General features: G+C 58.3%; 14 protein-coding genes and 2 pseudogenes. 7 read left to right on the forward strand and 9 right to left on the reverse strand.

The features are described 5' to 3' along the window. Positions 1–142: 142 nt before the first annotated feature. From FIU28_RS25515 to FIU28_RS25525, 3 genes are read left to right on the forward strand one after another with little or no spacing between them, the layout of a single operon-like run. Positions 143–589, forward strand: a complete 447-nt coding sequence (locus FIU28_RS25515) for a DUF2924 domain-containing protein (RefSeq protein WP_143575852.1) — start codon at positions 143–145, stop codon at positions 587–589. Next, the gene (locus FIU28_RS25520; RefSeq protein ID WP_143575853.1) at positions 586–1,983 is read left to right on the forward strand and encodes a recombinase family protein; all 1,398 of its coding nucleotides are present in this window, start codon (positions 586–588) and stop codon (positions 1,981–1,983) included. Before FIU28_RS25515 ends, FIU28_RS25520 begins: the two co-directional genes overlap by 4 nt. Then, positions 1,980–2,420 carry a hypothetical protein gene (locus FIU28_RS25525; protein WP_143575854.1) on the forward strand — a complete coding sequence of 147 codons (441 nt, stop codon included), beginning with the start codon at positions 1,980–1,982 and terminating at the stop codon, positions 2,418–2,420. Before FIU28_RS25520 ends, FIU28_RS25525 begins: the two co-directional genes overlap by 4 nt. An 80-nt stretch (positions 2,421–2,500) precedes the next feature. Here FIU28_RS25525 and FIU28_RS25530 read toward each other — a convergent pair whose 3' ends face one another. From FIU28_RS25530 to FIU28_RS25540, 3 genes are read right to left on the reverse strand one after another with little or no spacing between them, the layout of a single operon-like run. Beyond that, positions 2,501–4,336, reverse strand: a complete 1,836-nt coding sequence (locus FIU28_RS25530) for a hypothetical protein (protein WP_143575855.1) — start codon at positions 4,334–4,336, stop codon at positions 2,501–2,503. Further along, positions 4,333–4,824 (reverse strand): ABC-three component system middle component 2, encoded by a 492-nt coding sequence (locus tag FIU28_RS25535; protein WP_143575856.1) that lies wholly within the window; start codon positions 4,822–4,824, stop codon positions 4,333–4,335. Before FIU28_RS25535 ends, FIU28_RS25530 begins: the two co-directional genes overlap by 4 nt. Continuing rightward, positions 4,821–5,828, reverse strand: a complete 1,008-nt coding sequence (locus tag FIU28_RS25540; protein ID WP_143575857.1) for an ABC-three component system protein — start codon at positions 5,826–5,828, stop codon at positions 4,821–4,823. The genes FIU28_RS25535 and FIU28_RS25540 overlap by 4 nt, the downstream gene beginning before the upstream one ends. Positions 5,829–7,138: 1,310 nt before the next feature. On the opposite strand from FIU28_RS25540, the pseudogene FIU28_RS25545 reads away from it, so the two are divergent. Continuing rightward, a pseudogene (locus FIU28_RS25545) lies at positions 7,139–7,562 on the forward strand (integrase core domain-containing protein); the annotation flags it as partial. A gap of 323 nt (positions 7,563–7,885) precedes the next feature. On the opposite strand, the gene FIU28_RS25550 reads toward FIU28_RS25545, so the two are convergent. Beyond that, entirely contained in the window at positions 7,886–9,229 is a 1,344-nt protein-coding gene (locus FIU28_RS25550) for a TAXI family TRAP transporter solute-binding subunit (RefSeq protein WP_368039455.1), read from the reverse strand. A 644-nt stretch (positions 9,230–9,873) separates the two neighbouring features. Here FIU28_RS25550 and FIU28_RS25555 point away from each other — a divergent pair. After that, positions 9,874–10,323: a nuclear transport factor 2 family protein gene (locus FIU28_RS25555; RefSeq protein WP_246660812.1), complete on the forward strand. Its 450-nt coding sequence runs from the start codon at positions 9,874–9,876 to the stop codon at positions 10,321–10,323. A 220-nt stretch (positions 10,324–10,543) separates the two neighbouring features. On the opposite strand, the pseudogene FIU28_RS25560 reads toward FIU28_RS25555, so the two are convergent. The 3 genes and pseudogenes from FIU28_RS25560 to FIU28_RS25570 all read right to left on the reverse strand — a co-directional run. Further along, a pseudogene (locus FIU28_RS25560) lies at positions 10,544–11,647 on the reverse strand (methyl-accepting chemotaxis protein); the annotation flags it as partial. A 91-nt stretch (positions 11,648–11,738) separates the two neighbouring features. Further along, positions 11,739–11,924 (reverse strand): hypothetical protein, encoded by a 186-nt coding sequence (locus FIU28_RS25565; RefSeq protein ID WP_143575859.1) that lies wholly within the window; start codon positions 11,922–11,924, stop codon positions 11,739–11,741. Between the two features lie 36 nt (positions 11,925–11,960). After that, positions 11,961–13,178, reverse strand: a complete 1,218-nt coding sequence (locus FIU28_RS25570; protein ID WP_246660813.1) for an efflux RND transporter periplasmic adaptor subunit — start codon at positions 13,176–13,178, stop codon at positions 11,961–11,963. Positions 13,179–14,311: 1,133 nt separating this feature from the next. Here FIU28_RS25570 and FIU28_RS25575 point away from each other — a divergent pair. Beyond that, the gene (locus tag FIU28_RS25575; RefSeq protein ID WP_143575860.1) at positions 14,312–15,046 is read left to right on the forward strand and encodes an outer membrane protein; all 735 of its coding nucleotides are present in this window, start codon (positions 14,312–14,314) and stop codon (positions 15,044–15,046) included. A gap of 1,213 nt (positions 15,047–16,259) precedes the next feature. Further along, on the forward strand, positions 16,260–16,601 hold the full coding sequence (locus tag FIU28_RS25585) for a hypothetical protein (protein WP_143575861.1): 342 nt from the start codon (positions 16,260–16,262) through the stop codon (positions 16,599–16,601). 1,037 nt (positions 16,602–17,638) lie between these two features. Here FIU28_RS25585 and FIU28_RS25590 read toward each other — a convergent pair. Together FIU28_RS25590 and FIU28_RS25595 are read right to left on the reverse strand one after the other, a co-directional pair. Further along, positions 17,639–20,359 carry an EAL domain-containing protein gene (locus FIU28_RS25590; protein ID WP_246660814.1) on the reverse strand — a complete coding sequence of 907 codons (2,721 nt, stop codon included), beginning with the start codon at positions 20,357–20,359 and terminating at the stop codon, positions 17,639–17,641. Positions 20,360–20,434: 75 nt separating this feature from the next. Then, complete coding sequence (locus FIU28_RS25595) at positions 20,435–21,940, reverse strand: FecR family protein (protein WP_143575863.1); 1,506 nt, start codon at positions 21,938–21,940, stop codon at positions 20,435–20,437. Positions 21,941–21,975 lie beyond the last annotated feature (35 nt).

Raw genomic sequence — 21,975 nt, forward strand, 5'->3', positions numbered from 1 at the left:
TCGCCGGCATCCTGGCGCTTGGCCTCCAGCGTCTTAATGCCCGCAAGTCCAGTCTCATTTTGCCGTCAAATCGAGATTCTCCGCTCGACTTCGAGCCCGGGTCACACGGTCATGGTCCCCGTGAACACGAGGATCTCCGTACGTGAATGACACCGTTTTGAACCAATTAGCCGCCCTTAAGGGCGCATCTGCCCCCGTTTTGAAGGCAAGGTGGCGGGAGCTGTTTGACAGCGAGCCGCCCCAGTACAACCGCCGCTTCCTGGAGAGCCGGCTGGCTTATCGAATCCAGGAGCTGGCCTACGGCGGCCTGGCCCGCGAGACGATCGACCGCCTCCGCGCCATGGCCAAGCAATATGAAACCAAGAGCATTGCCGAGCGCAAAGCTCGCCCGGTTCACCGGCCGATCGCCGGCACTCAGCTGATCCGGGAATGGCAGGGCATCTCGCATTGCGTGACGGTTCGGACCGACGACTTCGAGTATCTCGGCCGCCCCTATAAATCGCTGTCATCCGTCGCCCACGAGATCACCGGCACCAAGTGGAATGGCTGGGTCTTCTTCGGCCTCAAGAATCACCAGGTGAAATCATGAGCGCCCGCCGAAGGGGCTCGATCGAGCCCAAATCTGTTGCGGCCACCGCCGACCGAGGCCATCGATCGCCCTCTCATGACGCCGCGCCGCTGGTCCGCAAACTACGGTGTGCGGTCTACACCCGCAAATCCAGCGAGGAGGGCCTCGACATGGAATTCAACTCGTTGGAAGCTCAGCGGGAGGCATGCGAGGCCTTCATTGTCAGCCAGCGCGCCAAAGGCTGGACGCTCGTGCCCGACCAATATGACGACGGAGGCATTTCCGGTGGCACTCTGGAGCGACCGGCGCTGAAGCGGCTACTTGCCGATATCGAGGCCGGCAAACTAGACATTATCCTCGTTTACAAGATCGACCGGCTCTCCCGGTCGATGCTGGATTTCCTCAATCTGGTTGAGACTTTCGACCGGCGCAACGTCACCTTCGTGTCTATCACCCAGTCGTTCGACACCCGCAGCCCGATGGGGCGGCTGGTGCTCAACGTGATGCTGTCCTTTGGTCAGTTCGAACGCGAGGTCACCGGCGAACGTATCCGCGACAAGGTGGCGGCCTCCCGCAAGAAGGGCATGTGGATGGGCGGCTGGACGCCGCTTGGCTACGAGGTTCAGGACCGCAAGCTCATTATTCATGATGCCGACGCTGAGACGGTGCGTGGCATCTTCAAGCGCTTCCTGGTCCTGAAGTCCGCGACCTTACTGGCGCGGGAGCTGGTGGCGAAAGGCGCAACGAACCGGTACGGCCACCTCCTGGATAAAGGCGTGTTGTACAAGTTGCTCAACAACCGGGTTTACGTTGGCGAAGCCGTCCACAAAGGCACGTCCTACCCCGGCGAGCACAAGGCCATCATCGACCGCAAGCTCTGGGACCAGGTGCACGCCCTCATGAAAGACAGCCCACGAAAGCGAGCTGCCGGCGCCAGGGCACAGACCCCGGCGATCCTGAAGGGGCTGCTGTTCGGTCCAGACGGTGCGGCGATGTCACCGACCCACACCCGGAAAGCCGGCAAGCTCTATCGCTATTACATCAGCCAGAGCGTCATTAAGCGCGGGACCGACGCCTGCGCGGTTCGCCAAGTCCCGGCTGCGGAGATCGAGCGGATCGTCATTGAACAGATCCGGTCACTGCTGCTGTCGCCGGAGGTCATTGTGGCCACCTGGCGCGCAGCACAGAAGGCCGGCACCTCGCTTGGCGAGAACGATGTCCGCAGTGCGCTGGTTGAATTCGAACCTCTTTGGGCCGAGCTATTTCCGGCCGAGCAGGCCCGCATCATCGAATTGCTGGTCGAGCGTGTGGACATTAGCCCAACCGGCATCGACCTCCGCCTGCGGGTCGACGGCCTGACCTCTTTTTGCCATGATCTCCGCAGCGCCACTGTCCCCGAGCAGGAGGCTGCATGACCGCTCAGCAGAGCCTCATCGTTGGCAAGTCACGCCGCCCGACGCTCAGCCGAGACGGCCGGACGATCTCGGTCCACATACCCATCACACTGCGCCACCAGGGTGGTCGCAAGCAGGTCGTGACCCCCGCCGATGTGGCGCCGTGGATCCCGCGCGCGAGCCGCATCGACATCACCCTCGTCAAGGCGGTTGTACGCGCCCACCGCTGGCGCGACATGCTCGAGTCCGGCAAGCACGCCACGGTCCGGGACCTCGCTAAAGCAGAAAGCATCAACGAGTCGTACCTCAGCCGCGTCTTACGCTTAACCCTGTTGGCGCCAGCAATTATCCAGTCGATCCTTGAAGGGCAGCAGTCCACCGAGTTAGAACTGGAAGGCCTGCTCGGACCCATTCCTCTAATCTGGACCGAGCAGAACGCTCAATTGATCGCAGGATAAGGGCGGATAGCCTGAATTTTTGGCCGTGGCTGGGATGCACGACATCGCGGAACATGAGCAGAAAGCGCGCCGAGGATGCGCTACAAAAGGCCTTGGCGACCGTTGTTCGGATCATTCGTAAAAGTCTCGACCTTCGCGTAGTCCCTAATCTTCGCAGGTGGATCGACGTTCTCGAAAATCGTGAACTGAGCATGCGCGCCAAGGTGCCCAAGGTGTTCGAAAAACCGCTCCTTCAGGTCTGTGTTCCGAAGCTCTTCCTCGTCTGGCGTGAGCAAATCCCCAACTTTCTTGAATGGATCACGATAAGTTAGCAGCGGCGTATCAAGCACCAGAAATCCCGGATGCGGCAGCTTCCGCTCTCTGCAATACATTAACAACGCAACTTTAAACGCTGCGTGTGTGATTGCGCGCACGCCCTTGCCGTTGTTACGACGTTCCTTTCCGTCGATGATCAGATCATAGGTTGCTAGGTCAAAAGTGACACGCTTTTGTCCGGGGAAGCCCCAAGCAAGTAGCACCTCGTGGACCACATCGGCGAACTCGAGTGCCACTTGTGTTGTCAGACCGAATTGGACTGCGGCATCTCTTTTCGGAGGCCTTGAGTCTTCGATTTCTGACCTTTGTTTTTCCAGGGAGGCGCGTCTTTCGATTATGTCGAGCCCATACCGAACCCGATCACGGATAGGCATGACTTCCGCCAGTTTCCGCTGTTGAGCATCAAAATCAGGCGTGGCTTTCTCAAGCTGAGCCTCGACCTCCTTCAGTTCTGCCCGCAAGCTCTTCACTGAGTCAGCCAATCGCAGCGCTTCTACCTCTGTGTCCGTCACAGTCTGAACGAGTTCGTTGCGCTGTTGTCGGATCTTTTGAATCTCCATTTCTGCAGCCACGCGAACAGATTCAATATCGACAAGTCCATGTGAGTGGACTTGAGATCCAGGTGGCGCGCCGCAAACAGGGCAAGCTTTCTTACCATCCAACCCAAGGAGGAAACCTGCCTCTTCAATAGATTCTAAGCGGGCAATATCGCTGCCATATACGTCTACTAGCTGCTCAAAACTATCTAGACTTAGCCCTATATCGACAGATCGCCGCTCTGCCTTTCCGATCTCCGAAGTAAGTTGCCGTTTGTCGTCAAGCAATGTGCGAACTGATGCGCGTACATCGGCCATTTCGGCTTCGATACGCTCAAGCAAAATGTCCAGATTCTCGTTTTGCTTCTCTAATCCTTCCGGGTCCGGATAATTAGATAGCTCCGCATCGATTTGATCGATCAACCCTTGGAGAATACTGACCTGCGCAGCCCGACCTGTCCGAAAATCTTTCGGCTTAATGCTAGGGGTTATCGCAGAGTCATCATCTCCCGTTAAAAGATACTTTAATACGCTTCTCTCGCGGGTAGATGCGCCCCGGTCCCCAGTCTCGACGGGCGAGGTCTCAGATTGAATAGATAGCTCGTCCGTAAGCACCACTCTGGCGATGTCACGGAATGACAGATTGCTATGCGTTCCCGCCGCGTCGATAGAAATCTTCTTCCCTTGCGATCCCATCTCGCGCAGAAGAAAATTTGAGAGGTTATTGGCACTCTCGGCAACATGGCGGGGAGCCAATGTCAGCGCATCTCGACCGTCCTCAAGAAGAGTAAAGGCGCCACCCGCGAGGCCACGCTCAAGGCGAATCTTTCGATTGCCCCTGAACGTCATTTCCATCGCGAGCCGATTATATGCACGACGTTCGTCAATATTCGGGAGCACCTCGCTTCCGCCGAGCATGAAGTCCAAAGCCTTCAGCGCGAAGGATTTTCCCGTATTTGACGCGCCATAAATGAGAGTGAGCCCTGAAGCGAATGACAGCTTAACGCTCTTATCGTCTTTGCCTTCGAAGGAGAGAAGATCGATGTGCCAACCCGCGTAAGTCATGTGCCAGTCGCTGGTTTGGCGCCGGATTGAAATTCGATAGCCCAGCGGCCAATTTTCTTAGTAATGACCTCGTGTAAGTGATCAGCCCCGCGTTCAGAAAAATAATCAAGAACCCACTCAGCGCGATCTTTGAGAGTGCGGCCGTAATCGGTTCGTATGAGCTGGACGAAGGGCGAGGCCTGTTCACGTGCAATGTAAACGATGCCGGAAGATGTGAACTTTGTCTCGATCATATGCAACTGCCGCATTAGCATCAGCCCTTTCTCGACTAAAGAGCGACGGACCAGCAACTCGCCATTACGTTGCGGAATATTAGGGTGGAGACTCCGTGGCCCGTCGAGGTCCTCGGTATGAACAACGAGGTGATCGAGCCAAGTCAGTTGTGTTAGATCGAATGTGCGCGGGTAAGCAGTTTCAAGGATAACAACGCTCCGTACCCCAGTTTCTAAAGCACCGTTGAAGAGATTTTGCTGAGCCGATTCCGTCATGGCTTTTTTCCTTTCCATGACAAGGCGCCGTCATTCACGAAATGATGACACATACCTTGTTTGACAGGCACGTGCGCATACTTTGCCAAGGGGCCCGCCGGCGTGATTGTTCCAGCCTGCTTCATCACAGCCTCAACGCGCGCTAAAGCGTCCGGCGCGGCGGTATTCCATGTGTCAACAACACCGAATTCGACGTCTCTGCGAAAGCCCGCGATCACAGAGGCTGACGTATTGTCCCTATAAAATTTCTGAAACGCATCAGCCTCGAAGTAGCGGTCGCGCTGGCGGCGCATGTCAGGGCCATGCTCTAAATCGGCAAGCACCGCTTGATGATCGGAAAAAGCCGTTCCGGCGCGCTCTACGTAAGCCTCAACAAGCTCGCCGATGTATCGCATTTCCGCGCTCGCGACATCCACTGGCACGACCGCAGGTGGGTAGGTGCCGGGATCAGCCCCGAACTTTTCGATGAGGAGTGGTTTTACAGCAGGATCGGCCATTACGCCATCGATGTCGATGGAGTGAACATTCTTGAATTCGTAAGCCTCAATGAAAGCCCGAAGAGAGGCGTCTAGGGGAATCGTCACCTTCTTGGTTATGGCGTTAGCACAGACTGAATTCCACTCCTCGAGCAGAGCCTTTTTCAAAGCGGCTGGCTTGTCAACAAGACCGTCGAGTAATCGTGCTAGCCCCTTCGGCGCGACAAAGAAAAATTTCCGAGGAGCGGTGAACTCGCCTTTCCATGCCCAGTACAGGACCTTACCGATAGCTAAGAGGCCTTGAGATTTAGCGACGCCACTGCGGTATTGCTTACACTGATAATTATCCCATTCGCCATCATGGCGCTGGTCGGTGAGAAAGCCTGCAACGTCGCGGCCAAGGTCGCCTGTCCCGGCAAAGCGCTTCACCTCGAAATATCCGGACTTCTTCTCAACCCAGTGGCGGCAGAACTGCTCAAGTTCCGCATCATCCATTGAAAGAATCAATCGATCGTAACGTACTTCCATTCTAACCCCACCCAAGTTGAGCCTAGCAGCGTCTCATTTCAGCCACAACTCAAAGGAGAGCCGCGCTCCAACTAGCGTCGGAGACCGGCAATTCTTTTCGAGACACCGACCAGAATGCATTCCTGCCCCGTTTGGCAGTCCGAGAATTTCTAACCCGTCCAGTTGAGACCCGGAGGTTGGGCCGGCACTGAGTGCCAATGTCGGGCGGTAGTGCGGGGTGTGAGTTTCCCAAACCTCCGCGTTGAGATCGGGAGAATGGGCCGGATCTGAGTACTAAGGTCGAGCCTCATTGGCGATCGAACCAAGTCGCGGACCGCAATCTCCTCAAAATGGTAATTTTCAACTGTCGGCCGGAGACTTCCCGGAGTTTGGCGGGGCGCAGGATCGATTGCGCCAGCGAAAGACTTATCCAAATGCACAAAAGCCGACCAAATACCGGCCTTTCTCGTCCAAGTGGACAATTTCGCTAAACGCCCGTACCGCCTGACTGGCGCGGAAGGATTCGAACTCGAACGGCAAATTACAATTCGGAGTGCTCTCGCCTGCCCGGCAAGGATTCGAACTGTCAGCAAGGCCGGAGCTGCAAACACCTTAAATGGCTGCGTTTGAGAACCGTACCAAATCGCCGCAGTACTAAGCTTTGGAGAAAAACGCCGTCTCCAGCCCCAAATCTCCGAAATTTCCAGTTCTCTCGTACGGCACCGCTTCAAGGGAAGGTTGTTTTTATTAGGCTTTTTGGAGAATTTAGCGATGGGTGGCGTGGGGAGCGCAGCGTCGGTGGCGGAGGGAGAGGAACTGGGGTCGAACCTTCTCCGCGTAAATCAGCGTGCCTGGCGGTAGATTAGCGTCCACCAAGGACCATCGCTGTTCGGCTCGGCGGGTGGCGCACACTTAGTCCGCTTTTCCCCAGGGACGGTTCTTGTCCGGCGGACGATCAAGATAGCCTAAGCATCGGTCTACGGCTGGACGGCGGACGTTCCCCTCTTCCAACCTGCCACCGCGCGCCGTACCGCTGAGCAGACTGTGCGGGCCGAGAGCAGGCGCTAAGGCCTCGGTCGGCCGATTGCCCGAACCGACCTGGGACCGAGCCCACCCCCAAGCGAGGTCGGAGGACTCGTGGCTGCCAGAACGGCGTCCGAGCGCTTATTCGGAGGATTGGCTATTGTCGAGCGTTGAACCGCGATCGCTCGCGGGCCAACATCGGCATCAGGCCGCCCCGACAGCACTCAGGAATTTGACAACTTCAAATTTCAGCCGGTTGCTATCGGAAGACAGCGACTTCGCCGCTGCTAGCACCTGTGATGAGGCCGACGGTCGTCGATCTCTTCTCCCGCTATGTGCCGGTACTGGATCCGCGCTTCAGCTACCGGGCCGAGAATGTTGTTCAGACGCTGCAGACAATCTGCGCAGTGGCTGGCTATCCGAAGACCATCCGTGTCGACCAGGGCTCGGAGTTCATCTCCCGTGGCCTCGATCTGTGGGCCTACGTCAATGGCGCGTCACGCTGGACTTCAGCCGGCCTGGCAAGCCGACCGACAACGCGTTCATCGAAGCCTTCAACGGGCGCTTCCGCGCAGAGTGTCTGAACACTCATTGGTTCCTCACCCTTGACGACGCCCGGACAAAATTGGAAGATTGGCGCAGATACTACAACGAAGAGCGCCCCCCCATGGGGCAATCGGGCAAAAGACCCCGATTTCGTTGCTCAATCGTGACGGCGCAACCAGCCCGCCGGAAAACTTTAATTGCCAGTGGTCCAAACTTCGGTCTCAGAGCACATCCGCCGAGACTGTAATCGCAACTGGATGAAAGTTCAGGGGCAGGTGATCATGTGCAAATCGCTGCAGCTATCGCGGCTGTGACGTTGACCGGGCGTCCACTTGTTGCCGGCACCCGCAAGAGCAGAGAATGGTCAAATCGCCGTCGGCGGCGTAGGAAGGCTTTCGGTGGGGCGGCGTTAGGGCGCGCCGTGGCGTTACTGCCTGCGCCGCCACAGGTTTACTATGCCGGAACCGAAACGCGCGCTAACTCGGTCTTCAGGTCGTAATTTCAAAATTTCACTTCAGTTGCGGTGCGATACTTATCAAATTAGCTCGGTGGCCCAGCAATCGCGCCTCACGATGCGCGGTCGCCTGATGGAATTGTTCAAACACTAAGCTAAATGCAGATAGCGCACCTTCCTCAATCGCACCATCGTCGAAGCAATCGAGAGTATCGCGCAGTATCTCGTCTACTTCTTCCTGCATCTTATCGAGTTCTTCTATGCTGTTAGCTTGCCGCGCCTGACTAATCATATCCACCAGTCTGTCTCGCAACCTCGCATTGTTGGAGGTTTCGTCTTTCCTTAAATACCCGCGGAACCATGCTCCTGCGGACCCAAGGCCAGATAGCAGCAGGATTCCACCCCACATGTAATCGCTGTACTTTTCTAGAAACGTTCGCTCGGTGCCATCGACGAACGCCGCAGCGCCACGATGGGCCGGCAGTGCCGCATCCTTGTCGGTGTCCGGTGTCTCAATCTTGGAAACTTCCGGTAATTCCTTTAAAAGTGTCTGGCGGGCTGCAAACAGTTCGCGCGTGAACGCACCGACGGTCGCCTCCGACAATGATTTGTGGGCGACGATGAGATGATTGACGCCAACGGTATCTATCTTGTCATCCGGTCTGGCGGGAGACGCACTAAACGAACTTCCTGGGATTTCTTCGGATTCATAGAGCGGATGTTTCTGTGCGATCGCATCCCCCACGTCGATTGCAATAAATTTTGGTTCGCCGCGTGTGCGGGCAGTCATGGCGATTGCGTCCGCCGTAATTTTACTGGTAAGGGGCCCAACCGCCACGAAAGCTGCGATCGTTTGGTCGCGAGCCATCTCTGCTATTTCCGTGGTGGCGAACTGCACAATCTCGACCTTTGAAGGGGAGACACCGGCCTCCTGGAGAATTACATTAAGAAGCGTCACATTTGCTTTGGTTCTGCCAATGACTCCGACCCGATTTCCCGTCAGGTCTTCAAGGCTTTTGATCTTGACTGCCGTCGACTTCTTAGCGCCCTTCGCGGGTATTGAAGGAGGAGCCCATATGACGACGACATTCTTCCGCAGAATGGCTACCGACTGTGCATCGTTCGACATCTCAAGATCGCCCCGCGCCACCGCTAGGTCGGCCTTCGACTGGCTGAATAGAGACAAGCTTTCGATTGCTCCATCTGTCGTGATGGGAAGAAGCCGAATGTGGCCTCGTTCACGAGTAAAGTTCTGCGCCAACGCCTGAATCAATTTCGCATCATCGCTTCCCGGCGGCCCCACTGCAACGCGCAGTGTCACCGGACGTAACGCAAAAAATAAGATGGTCGCGGCTGCAGCAAAAACCAGTACTCCGCTCAACACAATGAACAGCAACAATTTCGACCTCGGCCGCCGTCGGCGCCGCGTCTCGTTTTGGAAGGACGACAATTTCTTCATTCGAATCATATCTGCTGAACTGGAGTGGATGAGGTATGTCGATGCACGTAGCAGTTTATCCTGTTTCAAGGCTTTGAATGAAACATCTTAGTTTACCGGCCGAAGTTCCCTAATTTTCAAATAAAATGGCGGCTCAGATGAGCCGCCTTTGTTGCAGCGATTGTTAAATTCTAGGGAAACACGCGAGGTAACTGGGCGCTCGGGGATCATAAATCATTAGTCGCAGATTTAAACACAATGCGGATTCGATACCTAAAACCATCCCAGTACTACTGTCGGACCATCCGCCATGCCGGCCCCTCACCGCAACGCCAGAGTAGTAAGCCGGGGGGCGGAGCGGCGTAGGCCCTCGGGCTGTCAGGGCACTTCCGAGCAGTGCGCCTAGCAACCCGCTAACCACGCGGCCGTTTCTGGCCCTCAGCGGTAAGGATGCCCCCACATCCCTGCCGGTTGGGCCAAGATGTGGTGGACAACCTGCCTTTAGGTGCAAACTGAACCGGAGCGGTTATGACAATCTAAGATGATGAAAACAGATTTCCCCACATCTCACAGGCGCAACACACCTGACAGTCCGGAGACGTTACATGTTCAAGCCACTCAGCTCCATGATGCTCGCAACATTCATCGCCGTTGCTGGCACCGCCCATGCGGACCCATTGACCGATGAGAACAAACGCGTGGTCGTTCAGTTCTACGAGTTGGCCTTTGCTAAACATCAGCCAGCGGAGGCCGCCAAACTGTACCTCGGAACAACCTATACGCAGCACAACCCGCGGGTCCCCGACGGACCAGAGGTATTTTCGCGGTTCTTTGAAGGGTATTTCAAGCAGAACCCGGATTCATCAAGCGCCGTCAAGCGCGTCGTTGCCGAAAAGGACCTCGTGGTCATTCACTCGCATTCAAAGCGGACGCCTGACGATCGCGGCCAGGCGATCGTCGATATGTTTCGGGTCGAAGGCGGCAAAATCGTCGAGCATTGGGATGTCATGCAGGCTGTGTCGGAGACATCAACAAACCAGAACACCATGTTCTGAACCCAGCGGATTGGCAACTGCCCCAGCGTGATCGGTGCCACCACTTCGGCATCCTTACCGAACCAACGGAAATCGCGCCTCTGCATTGCCTACGGGTGGCGCTCTCATACATAGGCTTTTTTTTAGCACAAGGGACCGTTGCATACGCAGTCACAGTTCGAAGCACTTTGTCGTCAGAGCCCCTAAGCTATGACGACAGCCGTTGTCCGACCTAAGGAAGTCATGCGGCACGGACGGTATTCAAAAACTTACTGACCTCCGACCTTAATCTAGTGCTCTCGGCTGCAAGCGCCTGTGCGGACGAAAGTACCTGTGACGACGCCGAGCCGGTTTCGCTCGACCCACGCTGCACATCGCTTATGTTCGATGCGACTTGCATGGTTCCTTATGAAGCTTGCTGTACGTTGCGTGAAATTCGCTGCGTCGCCGCACCCTGCTCTTCGACGGCTGCTGCGATCGCTGAAGCGATCTCGGCGATCCTGCCTATCGTCTGGCCGATTTCCTTAATTGCATCAACCGATTCTGCGGTCGCGGTTTGTATGCCGCGCACCTGATCTCCGATTTCCCCGGTGGCTTTCGCCGTCTGTTCGGCCAGCGATTTTACTTCCGCCGACGCCACGGCGAAGCCTCGTCCCGCTTCGCCCGCGCGGGCGGCTTCGATCGTTGCATTAAGTGCAAGCAGATTCGTCTGTCCTGCTATACTACTGATGAGTTCCACGACATCTCCGATCTTGTTCGCCGCTACGGAAAAGTCGTTTACGCGATCATTGGTTCGCACGGCTTGTGCGACCGCCTCGCCGGCTATGCGCGAAGATTCTTGGACCTGCCGGCTTATCTCGTTCACCGTAGAACTCATTTCCTCGCTTGCGGACGCAACGGATTGTACGTTGGTGGACGCTTCTTCCGCCGCCGATGCGACAACCGTCGATAGCTGTTCGGTTCTATGGGACGTCGACGCCAGGGTATTCGCCGAGGCCTCGAGCTCCGTCGCCGCGGACGAGACGGTTTGTATGATCTCACCAACGGCATCCTCGAACGATTGGGCGAGTTTATGCATATCCGCCTTGCGCAGATCTGCAGTCTGCTGCTCGATATCTTGCTGTTGCCGTTTCAGACGCTCAACTTCAATGGCATTCTTTCTGAAAACATCCACGGCACGTGCCATGGATCCGATCTCGTCTTTCTCGTCGAGAGACGGTATTTCCAAGTCAGTCTTACCGTCAGCCAACGTTGTCATCGCATTCGTCATGCCCGATACCGGACGAATGACACTTCGTCCGACGAAGAATGCAATGATGCCTCCGAGAACTAAGGCAAGGGCCGCGCACATTTTAGCGAGTGAGCCAGCAAATCGAATGGTGTCACCGGTTTCGTGCTGGGTGGCAACAAGATCTCGCCCGATCGAACTACGGACGTCAGCCGACGACTTGCTGATTTGGTCCATCATCGGTCGCATCTCCCCAACGAATAGCGAATCTATAGCCACAATAGGCCTCGATGTTGAGCTGATTGAACGCGAACACCCCGCCGATCATCACGGCGAGCAACAGCCCCACCATCAGAAAGCGGCGGTTGACGGCAAGGGCAACGAGACGATCCATCCAGATCGGACCTTTCAGAAAAGCCGAAGCTGGGAGTTAGGACGCCGATGCGGCGCGGTCGATGAACAGCGAGCCCCTGGTGACGATGCGCTCGCCCGGCCGCAAATTGCCGGAGACCTCGACCAGGTTGCCGTTGACCAGCCCGGTCTTGATGACGCGCAGCTCGATCGTCTTGTCGTCATCATGCGCGACCCAGACGCGGACCTGGTCGCCCTCGTAGATCAGCGCCTGGCGCGGCACGCCGACGGTCGGCTGGTCGCCCGGCGCGTAGATCGTCACGGTGGCGAACATCTCCGGCTTCAACAATCCGGCGGCATTGTCCAGGGTGGCGCGCACCATCAGCCGGCGCGTCGCAGGATCGAGCGCGGTGGCGACGTAGTTGATCTTGCCGGTCAACACACGGCCGGGCAGCGCCAGCACGTTGAAGGTCAGCTCCTGGCCGAGTTCGACCTCGGAGGCTTCGGTCTCGCGCACGAAAGCGGTGAGCCACACGGTGGAGAGGTCGCCGATCACGTAGGCCGGATCGGTGGCGCCGGCGCTGACGAACTGGCCAGGGCCGATCTTGCGCGCCACCACGACGCCCGCGATCGGCGCATAGATCGTGGTCTCCGGGTTGATCTTGCCCTGGTCCTGAAACGCGGCGATCGCCTCATTGGTAAAGCCGAGAAAGCGCAGCCGGTTGCGTGCGGCTTCCAGCGCGGTTTCGGCCGAGCGCTGGTCGTTCTGCGCCTGCAGCAGCGTCGCCTGGGTCTGCTGATAGTCCTTCAGCGGGATGGCACGGCCCTCGGACAGGTCCTTGGCGCGCTTGTCCTGGATCGTCGCCAAATCGAGCTGCGACTTGGCCTTGTTGAGGCTGGTGATCGCGGTAATGAAATCGTTCTGCGCGCCGACATTGTCGGCGGCCTCGATGGTGAACAGCGGCTGGCCGGCACGGACGCTGTCGCCCGGCCTGGCGAGCAGCTTTGTCACCCGCCCGGCATAGGGCGAAAATACCGGCGTCGACTTGTCCTCGTCGACCGCGATCTTGCCTTCGGTGACGTGCTCGGCGCGGAACGCCCGCGCGCTGACCGGCTCGACGGTCAGGCTGGCCCATTCGGCCGGGGTGGTCACATAGCGCGTCGGATTCTTGCGCGACTGGCTAGATACTTCGGAATTAGGCCGCGGAGTTTCGGCGGTCCGCGGCAACGCCACGGCGCCGACGATCGCGACCGCGACGACGGCCGCGCCAAACATCACGCGATTGCGGCTAAGCATCGGAAATCGTTCAGTAAATTTTATCACTCGACCATCCATATCGGAGGCGCGCTCAATCCGCGGTGTTTTGTCTTGTCCCAGCGCTAATAGTGCTCATCTGGCGGCTCAAACAATCAAAAAAACTCATGCGCACGTACGAATCTCGTTCAAAAATCTGCAAGCCTGCGAACAGTTTTCAACTGCGCTCCAGCCAGCGCGGCGCATGGGTCCCCAGCGGCACCGTCTTGCCTTTGAAAAGGTCCTGGCGCGCTTGTTCTGGATCTGCGCCAACGTGATGTCCCGCGCGCTTCAAGACGGCGGAGACGGTGCGGCGGACGCCCGCCATGCCGGCAGCGCTTGCCAAACCGTGAGGACACCATGTCGCTGAGGCCAATCGGAACCATCGCCATACCAAAAGCCGAAGGCTACGAGTTCGATCACGCCGCCTTCAATGTGAAGAGCGGTAGGTTTTCATCGCGCGCACCGCGGGACTATCATAGAACTCTCCTCGTCCCTTCAGGGATCATAAATGGAAAATTCCAGGTCAGACTGGCCTAATTTGGCGGGGGCACGTCAACTGGCCGGTCCACAATCGTCATCTGCCAAAAAACGCCTGAAACTTTGCGAGGGTGCTGCTGCGTGGCTGCGGCATGCCGGCGCCTAGGCGGAAAATGCTCGACGGCGGCTTCGAGGCCTGGAAGGCGGCGACGCTGCCGACGGTGTCCGGTCCGACGCGCTCGATTGCGAGGGCGATCAGTGCGCGCACTCCTGCCTAAGGTAGGTCGAGAAACAGCCGTTGCTCCCTCGAGCAGTTGTCAGGCCACTCCCAGAGGGCCGCGCCTGTATGGGTGGCTCGTCGCAAGGACCCCCCGTTTGGCGGTTTGTCGGAATCCAGAAGCAGCCAGACCTCGTATCCAAGATCGCGAAGCTGCTCCGCGATGAGAGGGGCCTTATACACGCTTAGACTTTCTTCGTTTGAAGCAGCAGATGCCGCTCACCGCCACTAATGGCTGCTGTCTAATCGGCTTGCAGTACCTGCCTCAATTTCCAAGCATTTAAAATGAGTGTTTCTTTTTTATCACATCTTCGAATCTAAAGATGTGGGAAAATAGTAAAGCGCTTAATTTTTGGGCGTCGATATTTTGGGGGAAATTATGAGGAAGCTCTTTCTCGCGGCGTCCGCTATCGCGGCGCTCGGCTCAATCGCTCCGGCTGCCGCGGCGGATTTAGCTGCCCGTCCGTACACCAAGGCCCCTGCGATGGCGCCGGTCGCAATCTATAACTGGACCGGCTTCTACATCGGTGGCCACGTCGGCGGAGACTGGAATGGCAACAGCACGTTTGGCAACAACAATAACGGTCGCTTCATCGGCGGCGTTCAGGGCGGTGCCGACTATCAGTTTGGCCAGAGCTGGGTCGTCGGCATCGAGGCCAACTATAGCTGGAAGAACGGCGGCAACGGCAATGGGTACGCCTTCGTCGATCCGGCCGGCGCAGGCCTGTTGACGAACAACTCTAGTAACCGCGGCATCGGCTCGGTTACAGGTCGGCTGGGCTACACCTGGGGTCCGGCCCTGCTTTACGTGAAGGGCGGCTACGGCTTCCGCGACAGCAACAATACAAACGTAACCGTTGCTGGCGCTGCGGTCCCTTTCACCTATAACCGCAACAAGGACGGCTACACGGTTGGTGGCGGCCTTGAATACCTGTTCACGCAGAACTGGTCGGGAAAAATTGAGTATCAGTACTTCAATTTCGGCAATTCGCAGTTTACAACTGGACCAACTGCTTTGATTGGCTTGGGCTCGTTCCGTAGCGATGAACACACCGTCAAGGCTGGCCTCAACTACCGTTTCAACTGGGGTGGCCCGGTAGTCGCGAAATATTGATATTTTCGACAACCCTTGAAACGACTTGAGCCCGGCATCGTGCCGGGCTTTTTCTTTATCTATAGTCGAAAATTTTCGAGGGTCGGTTTCATCCCATCACGTTAAGAAAAGATCCTTTCACCCGCATGATACGGCTGAGTACCGACAAAACCGAGGCGGGGAATGGATAGTCAAACGCCTCGCTCGTTAAGAGAATGGAATTCGCGGATAAAACGGCATTCGCCCGTCCCCCTGCTGACTGAGGCGCAGCACTGCTGGTGCCTGATGAATGAACAGTCCACCATTAAAACTGTTGCTTTCCACGCGCGCACAGCAAGAATAATCAACATCAAACGCTGTACGGAAGAGGGGCTAAGACAGGAAACGTAGCGAAGACGAGAAAAGTAACTTAGATAAGTCTTCGCTACTTGCCGGATTTTTGCGAAATCAGAACCTGTCGATCAGAGCGAAGTTGCCGGCCATTGAAATTGAATCGAATCATCGCTAGCGGCCTCTTTGAGCAGCAATGAGATGAGGCCGCCGGCTGGCGAGGTGTGTTGGGGCGTTTACCCACCAACGATAGAACTACGTAATAGCGAACGTTGAGGTTCAACGGGATTGCTAGAATTGGACCTGCAGAATATCCGGATCTCACGAAGGTGGGCTTTTAGTTTTAAAAAACCAACTTTTTGCCCATGGACCACCCTAACCGGTCCGATGCATCTACCCCTCGGAGTTTTGACACCCCCCCCCCGCATTACACATGAATGGCTTTCTGTATTGAACTTTTGTTTCTTCCCGTGTGAACCACCCTAATCGATCCCGATAGCCCTTTCCTCACAGTTTTGGCCCGGTGATCGACATCGCCGGCGAACTTCAGCCTATAGTCGACGCCTTCAGCCGCACACAGCCGTGCGACCTTGTCGTACTCCCGCAAGAACGTCGGCAGCTTCGATGCCTTCCGATGGTGGGCGAGCAGGAACGATCGCTTCACCGAAGTCAGCTGGGCATGCCCTGGCGGATGGCACCACCATCTAAATTTTCCAGGAAGGCGCGACGGCGCTCCGCTGGTGTTAGAGGGCGACCGGCTCCCGCCGCACCGGTAGCCGTCACGACAGCGATGGCCGCTGTCGTCCCGTGGGAATTGATAGAACGCATCGGTTAGGAGATTGAAAGCGCCCGGACGGTCGCGCATTTTGCAAGGTAAAAGTCACCTCGTGACATAAACAATCTGATGCTCGCGATGGAATGGCAAAGGAAATTGCTGCTTTCCCCGGGTCAGCGTCTTTGGTATTCTGACATCATTGGGTCAACGCGGTCATACCAAAAACCTGAGGCAACCGCCCGGCCACCGGCCGCGATCCGTTGGCGCGATTCGCGGATCGGAAAAGAAATGAAGCGACCAAACGAAACTCGCCCGCGCACGTCGGCGCAACGCGCCGCGGAAGCCACGTTCAAGGTTGCTCTCGCGCCCCTTACTGGCGACGAGCAGGCAAAGAAGGATCTCGACGAAAACCGCGCGCGCCTGAAGGCATTGCGCTTGGCGCGCGACAGTGAGCTCACTAAGAAGGCATAGCTGCCGCTGTAACACGCCAGCTTCGGTTGCATAACATGTATGTCGCGCTTAGCGACCAATGAAGCGAATGTGCATGCACGACGCGGGAAGATCTTTATGATCTCGTTTGTGCCGCCGCGGTGCAGGGCGGCAACTTCACGTCGACTCCTGTCCTGCTGATTGAGGCCCGCGAAGACTTTTTGCGCGTCGCGTCTTCAAAGGGGTACAACTGGGTCAGAAGCGCCCGCTATGCGGCTCTCCTGGGCATTCAGAAGGCGTGGCTTATTGAGATCGCTTTACGGACCGGCAAGCCCGCCAGCCCAGACGCGGGGGTGGTGTCGCGAGAGATTTCGCAATGCTCGACCGCTAGAGCTGAGGCGAGAAAGCCGGTTCTAAGCTGGCGGTCATTCGCACTAATCCAAAATCATAATGCTCCAACAATCCTGTATTAACTAAGACAAAGCCCATACCTGGAAGTCGCCGCGTTCGGTGCCGAACCCTCTTAAGGAGTGCACTATTTGTCGTCGCGCCAATGGCGTCAAAAAATGTTCACAGGACCATAGGTTAGGCAATGAATATTTTCGCTTCGAATTTTGTTTGGAATGCGTGAAGCATTTTGGCCCGGTAAGGGTCTATCGAAAACCCCTGATAAGGTTCGTTACGAGCGGATGATCGGCTCCCGATGGTAACACCCTCCAAAATGGCGACGGCGTTTTAATGGCGCTGTCTCGGAACCGGGCGTCCACTTCAACTCGCGCCTCAAGCTCGCAATCGAAGCATCTGAATCGATGTAACTCATAGCCCGGTCGATTTGGGATTATTTCGAACCTTGGGAGTATGGCACCGCAGGTTTTACAATTGATCTTAGTCATTAACGGCGCCCAGTAACTAGATGCAAGTAATGGCATAACCGGGCTACGCGCCAACCGTTCCGACGACCTTTAAGAAAAATTGGCCACGGGAGGGCCGTGTCGGCAATTTTCGCACCGCCATTTTTGAGCGTGTGGATTGTCGCGAGTTATCGTAACCGCTTATGCGCTGAACGTGCCGCCACAGGCCTATGCGGACATTCTAGCACTCATCACGAGGTATTCGTCGGCAACAAATGTGGAAGCGAATTCGGCCGCGGGCATAGGTTTGCCGAAATAGTAGCCTTGCCCTTCCTTGCAACCCATTTCATTAAGCAGCTCCGCCGTGGCATTGTCCTCGATGCCCTCGGCAATGACCGACAGCCCCAACCTCTTGCCCAGTTCGATCGTCGAGCCGACGATGGCAGCGTCGCTGGCATCGAGCATCAATTCGCGCACGAACGAGCGATCGATCTTCAGTCCATCCAGCGGGAAGGTCTTCAAATAGCTAAGGCTGCCGTAGCCCGTGCCGAAATCGTCGAACACGAGGCGAACGCCGAGCGCCTGCAAACCGCGGACAATCGACAGCACCGCCGCTTTGTCCTCGAGCAGTATGTCTTCGGTGACTTCCAGCTCGAGCAGCGACGGCGGCAGCCCGCTCGCCTCCAGCACGGCGGCGACCTCCACCAGCAGATCGCCCGAGCTGAATTGCGATGGCGACAGGTTGACGCCGATGCGGATGCCATGGCCGGCTTTGGCCCAGGCGGCGCCCTGGCGGCAAGCGGTGCTCAGAACCCAGCCGGCGACCTGATTGGAGATGGCAGACGCGTTGACGACCGGCATGAACTGGATGGGCGGTACAAGCCCGCGTTCCGGATGTCGCCAGCGGATCAGCGCTTCGGCTCCGATGACGCGGCGGTCGGCCAGCGAGACCTGCGGTTGATAGAACAACTCGAATTCGTGCAGGCGCAGCGCCCGAACCAGTTCGGCTTCGGTGCGTAGCCGGTCGGTGATCTCCTTTCGGAAACGGGCCTCGTAGAACACGATATTGGCCGCATTGGATAGCGTGGCCTGGACCAGTGCCAGTTCGGCATTGCCCAGCGCGGCCTCGGCGGTTTCGCCATCGCCCGGAAGCACGGCCACGCCGATATTGACGGCAACCTGCTGGGCGCGATCGCCGACCCGCACCGGCTGCGCGAAGGCCGCAACGCAGCGGGCAGCCAGCGCCGCCGCCTGCGCACGATCCATGCGATCGGCAAGCACGGCAAACCGGCCCGCCTCGAGCCGCGCGATCATGGCGCCACGGTCAAGTGCGCCGGACAGCCGCTCGGCCACCGCGCGCAGCAGATTGTCGCCGAAGCCATGACCGAGCATGACATTGGCCTGTTCGAACTCGTCGATGCCGATCGCCAGGAGGCTCACCGGGCGCGATGCGCCCGCGGTCTCGATCGTCGACCTAAGGCGAATTTGCAACGTGTTGCGGTTCGGGAGTCCGGTCACCACGTCGTGCTCGGCGAGATAGCGGATTTTCTCGGCCTCGCGCTTGCGCGCCGTTATATCCCGCAGACTGGCGCCGTAGTTCAGCCCGTCGGGGCCGTCCCACCTGGACAGACAGACCTCGAGCGCAAACGTCTCACCGTTCCTGCGGCGTCCGTCGAGTTCGAGCACCCATCCGCCGGCCGCCCGCATGGTCGATTGCGGGCTCGCCATAATCCGGGACGACAGCGCTGCCTGCCCCTCGGCGACTGAGATAAGCATGTCCACCGGTTGGCCGATGACCTCGTGTGCGGTGTAGCCGAAGATCGCTTCGGCACCGGGATTCCACATGGTGATCGTCAGACGGGAGTCGGCGCACATGACGCCGTCGCCGAGCACCATGGTGACACGCTGGAAGCGCTTCTCGGCGACCCGGGCAAGAACTCCGCGAAAGTCGATCTCGTCGAGTGCGATCGCCGCCAGATAGACACCGGTTGCCAGCAGGAACAACGAGGTGTCGAGCACGATCGGGAATTGGCTTTGCAGAAGCCAGGCGCCGGCCTCGATCGCCCCGGCCATCCCGACCAGCATGCTGACGCGGTAGCCGGCGGACGTGCGTCGCCATACCAGCATCATGATCGCTGCGATTACCAGGAGCCCAGCCAGAGTTACAATGGATGAACTGAAGGAGAGTGCGCGCCCCTGCACGAGCGACTCCGCGGCCAGCACCTGCAGCAATGGTCCGGAAATCACGGCGCCATTGGGCACGCTGAAACGATCACCGAGTTCAAGCGCGGTGCCGCCGATGATCACCTTCTTGCCGTTCACCGCCCGCAGGGCTTCGGCCTCGCCGTGCAGGACATCGACATATGACACCACCGGCACCGACGCAGCCCGGATGCCGAAGTCGATCAGGAATGGCGGCTTCGCCAGATCGGCCTGTCCGGCCACGATAGCGGCCATCGACGGCACCAGCTGGCCATCGACACGGTCGCTTACCGGATAACGACGCACTCGGCCATCGGGCTCCACCGCGACATTGACGACCGCCGACCAGGATTGTGCAAGGAACGCCGGCAGCGGACGGTTGACGTGCAGCGAGCCGGGCTGGCCATTGGGTGTGGTCGTCGGCTGGCGGAACGACGGTAGGACCACCGATCCGCCGGCGGACTTCAGCGCTTCGGCGAAGGCTGCATCCCCCGCGGGATTCGAGGGCGTGCTGACATCCACGTCGAACACGATATCGCCGACCCCGGCGCCGCGCAGCCTGTCGATCAGTTGCGCATGCAACGTGCGTGGCCACGGCCAGACGCCGATGCTGGCGATCGAGCGGGGATCGATCGCGACCAGCACGATCTCCCCACTGGCGGCCCGTGGCGTCGAGCCGAACCGCAGATCCGTCAACTGATTGCGGATGCCGAAGTGCAGGCCGCCGGAGGCGACGATCACCAGCACGAAAGCGACAAGAAGATGCGGCCGATACTGTTTCACCTTCGCCCTTCCCACACCAATTCCGACCTGTTCATCGGCTCAGGATTTGCGGCCGTTGCCGTTATTGCCGTTTCCGTTATTGCCGTTGCCGTTGTTTCCGTTTCCGTTGTTTCCGTTGCCTATGCCGTTGCTGTTGCCATTGTTGCCGTTGCCATTACCGTTGCCGTTGTTACCGTTACCGTTGCCGTTGCCGTGGTTGCCGCTATTGCCACGGCCGCCATTGCTGCCCACTTGCGTTCCGTTTCCGTTTCCGTTTCCGTTACCGGAGGCGCCGGTGCCGTTACCGCTGGCGCCATTACCGCGACCGTTGTTGGACGAACCGGAATTGGCGCTTAAACTGTTTCCGTTTGAGACGGAATTCGAGTTGGTCGACGCGCTGCCCTGGACGTCCGAAGCGCTGCTCGCCGGAGGGGCGGCCAATGGGGCTGCCGCCGTGGCGATTCCAGGTGAGGTCGCGGCGACGTTCGACGAATTATTCACGCTGCCTGAATCACTGCTGTTGCCCTGCGTTATTGAGGGCTTGCCGTCACGCGACGTCCAGATCGTGGAATCGCGCGCCGCCACTGCACGGCCCGACGAGGGCACGGTCGTGCCGCGCGCGAGGCCGTTGGTCACCTTGCTGAAGTTCAGCCGCACGTCGCCGATCGGCGCCGCTATACGGATGCCGCCAGCTGACCGTGCCGGCGTGATAGATGGCATCGCCGCCGGCTTGGCAGCCACAGCCGTCCGCGCCGCGGTTACCGATGCCGCAGGACTGGCCGCGGTAGCGCGCGTGGCAACGACGGTCGCGGACTGCGTCACTTGGCCGACGGTTCGCACCTGCGTACCGGCGGCAGCATTGCGCGGCGCCGTCAGGCCGTTCTTCGGCACCATCAAACGCTCGACCGATGATGGCCGCGGCTTGCCTTGTTCGATCGGGCTGAACGCACCGGATCCGGCGAGCGCCAGACCGATCTTGCCCTGCGCAAAGGAAGTTGCGGACTGGCCGGGCATCACCTGGGCGATCTGACCGGATCTAAAGTCCGCTACTTGGACCTGCCCCCGCAGCACGTTGACGCTGGTACCGGTTGCGCCGACGGAGACGCGGAATTGAGTGCCCTTGACGACGGCCGCGAGATACGGCGTCTCGACTTCGAAATGCTGGACGTTGCGTTTCTCGACCTCGAGCAGGATCGATCCGGCCTGCTGCACGATGGTCGTCGACATGCCGTCCGCTGCACGTTGCGGAATTCCGATCGCGGAATTGGGCGCGATCAAAATGCTCTCTTCGCCGCGCACTAAGAGGACGCGACCGTTGCGGCCGGTGCGAATGGTGTCGCCCGGCCGCAGATCCGCCTGTTGCGACAACGAGACCGGCTGCGCTCCCGCGGTCACCGTCCATACCTCGCCGGAGGACTTGCTCACGGTCCAGGGCTTGTCGTCGGCCGCCTGCGCTGCTCCGGCAAAGATCAAGAAAACAGCAACGACGACACGGCCGAAAAGATGAAATGGCAACGTCAGACTCCTCGCAATGCAATGCGTCTGACGCTGATATCGGAAAAGCATCAAGAGAAGCTTAGCCGCTACGGCTCTGGGCGAGC

It is taken from the genome of Tardiphaga sp. vice154 (genome assembly GCF_007018645.1).
GTDB lineage: Bacteria > Pseudomonadota > Alphaproteobacteria > Rhizobiales > Xanthobacteraceae > Tardiphaga.

Coding starts and splice junctions, on each gene's coding strand:
- FIU28_RS25520 (WP_143575853.1), top strand. CDS start 586: ATGAGCGCCCGCCGAAGGGGCTCGATCGAGCCCAAATCTGTTGCGGCC.
- FIU28_RS25525 (WP_143575854.1), top strand. CDS start 1,980: ATGACCGCTCAGCAGAGCCTCATCGTTGGCAAGTCACGCCGCCCGACG.
- FIU28_RS25530 (WP_143575855.1), bottom strand. CDS start 4,336: ATGACTTACGCGGGTTGGCACATCGATCTTCTCTCCTTCGAAGGCAAA.
- FIU28_RS25535 (WP_143575856.1), bottom strand. CDS start 4,824: ATGACGGAATCGGCTCAGCAAAATCTCTTCAACGGTGCTTTAGAAACT.
- FIU28_RS25540 (WP_143575857.1), bottom strand. CDS start 5,828: ATGGAAGTACGTTACGATCGATTGATTCTTTCAATGGATGATGCGGAA.
- FIU28_RS25555 (WP_246660812.1), top strand. CDS start 9,874: ATGTTCAAGCCACTCAGCTCCATGATGCTCGCAACATTCATCGCCGTT.
- FIU28_RS25565 (WP_143575859.1), bottom strand. CDS start 11,924: ATGGATCGTCTCGTTGCCCTTGCCGTCAACCGCCGCTTTCTGATGGTG.
- FIU28_RS25570 (WP_246660813.1), bottom strand. CDS start 13,178: ATGCTTAGCCGCAATCGCGTGATGTTTGGCGCGGCCGTCGTCGCGGTC.
- FIU28_RS25575 (WP_143575860.1), top strand. CDS start 14,312: ATGAGGAAGCTCTTTCTCGCGGCGTCCGCTATCGCGGCGCTCGGCTCA.
- FIU28_RS25585 (WP_143575861.1), top strand. CDS start 16,260: ATGCTCGCGATGGAATGGCAAAGGAAATTGCTGCTTTCCCCGGGTCAG.
- FIU28_RS25595 (WP_143575863.1), bottom strand. CDS start 21,940: ATGCTTTTCCGATATCAGCGTCAGACGCATTGCATTGCGAGGAGTCTG.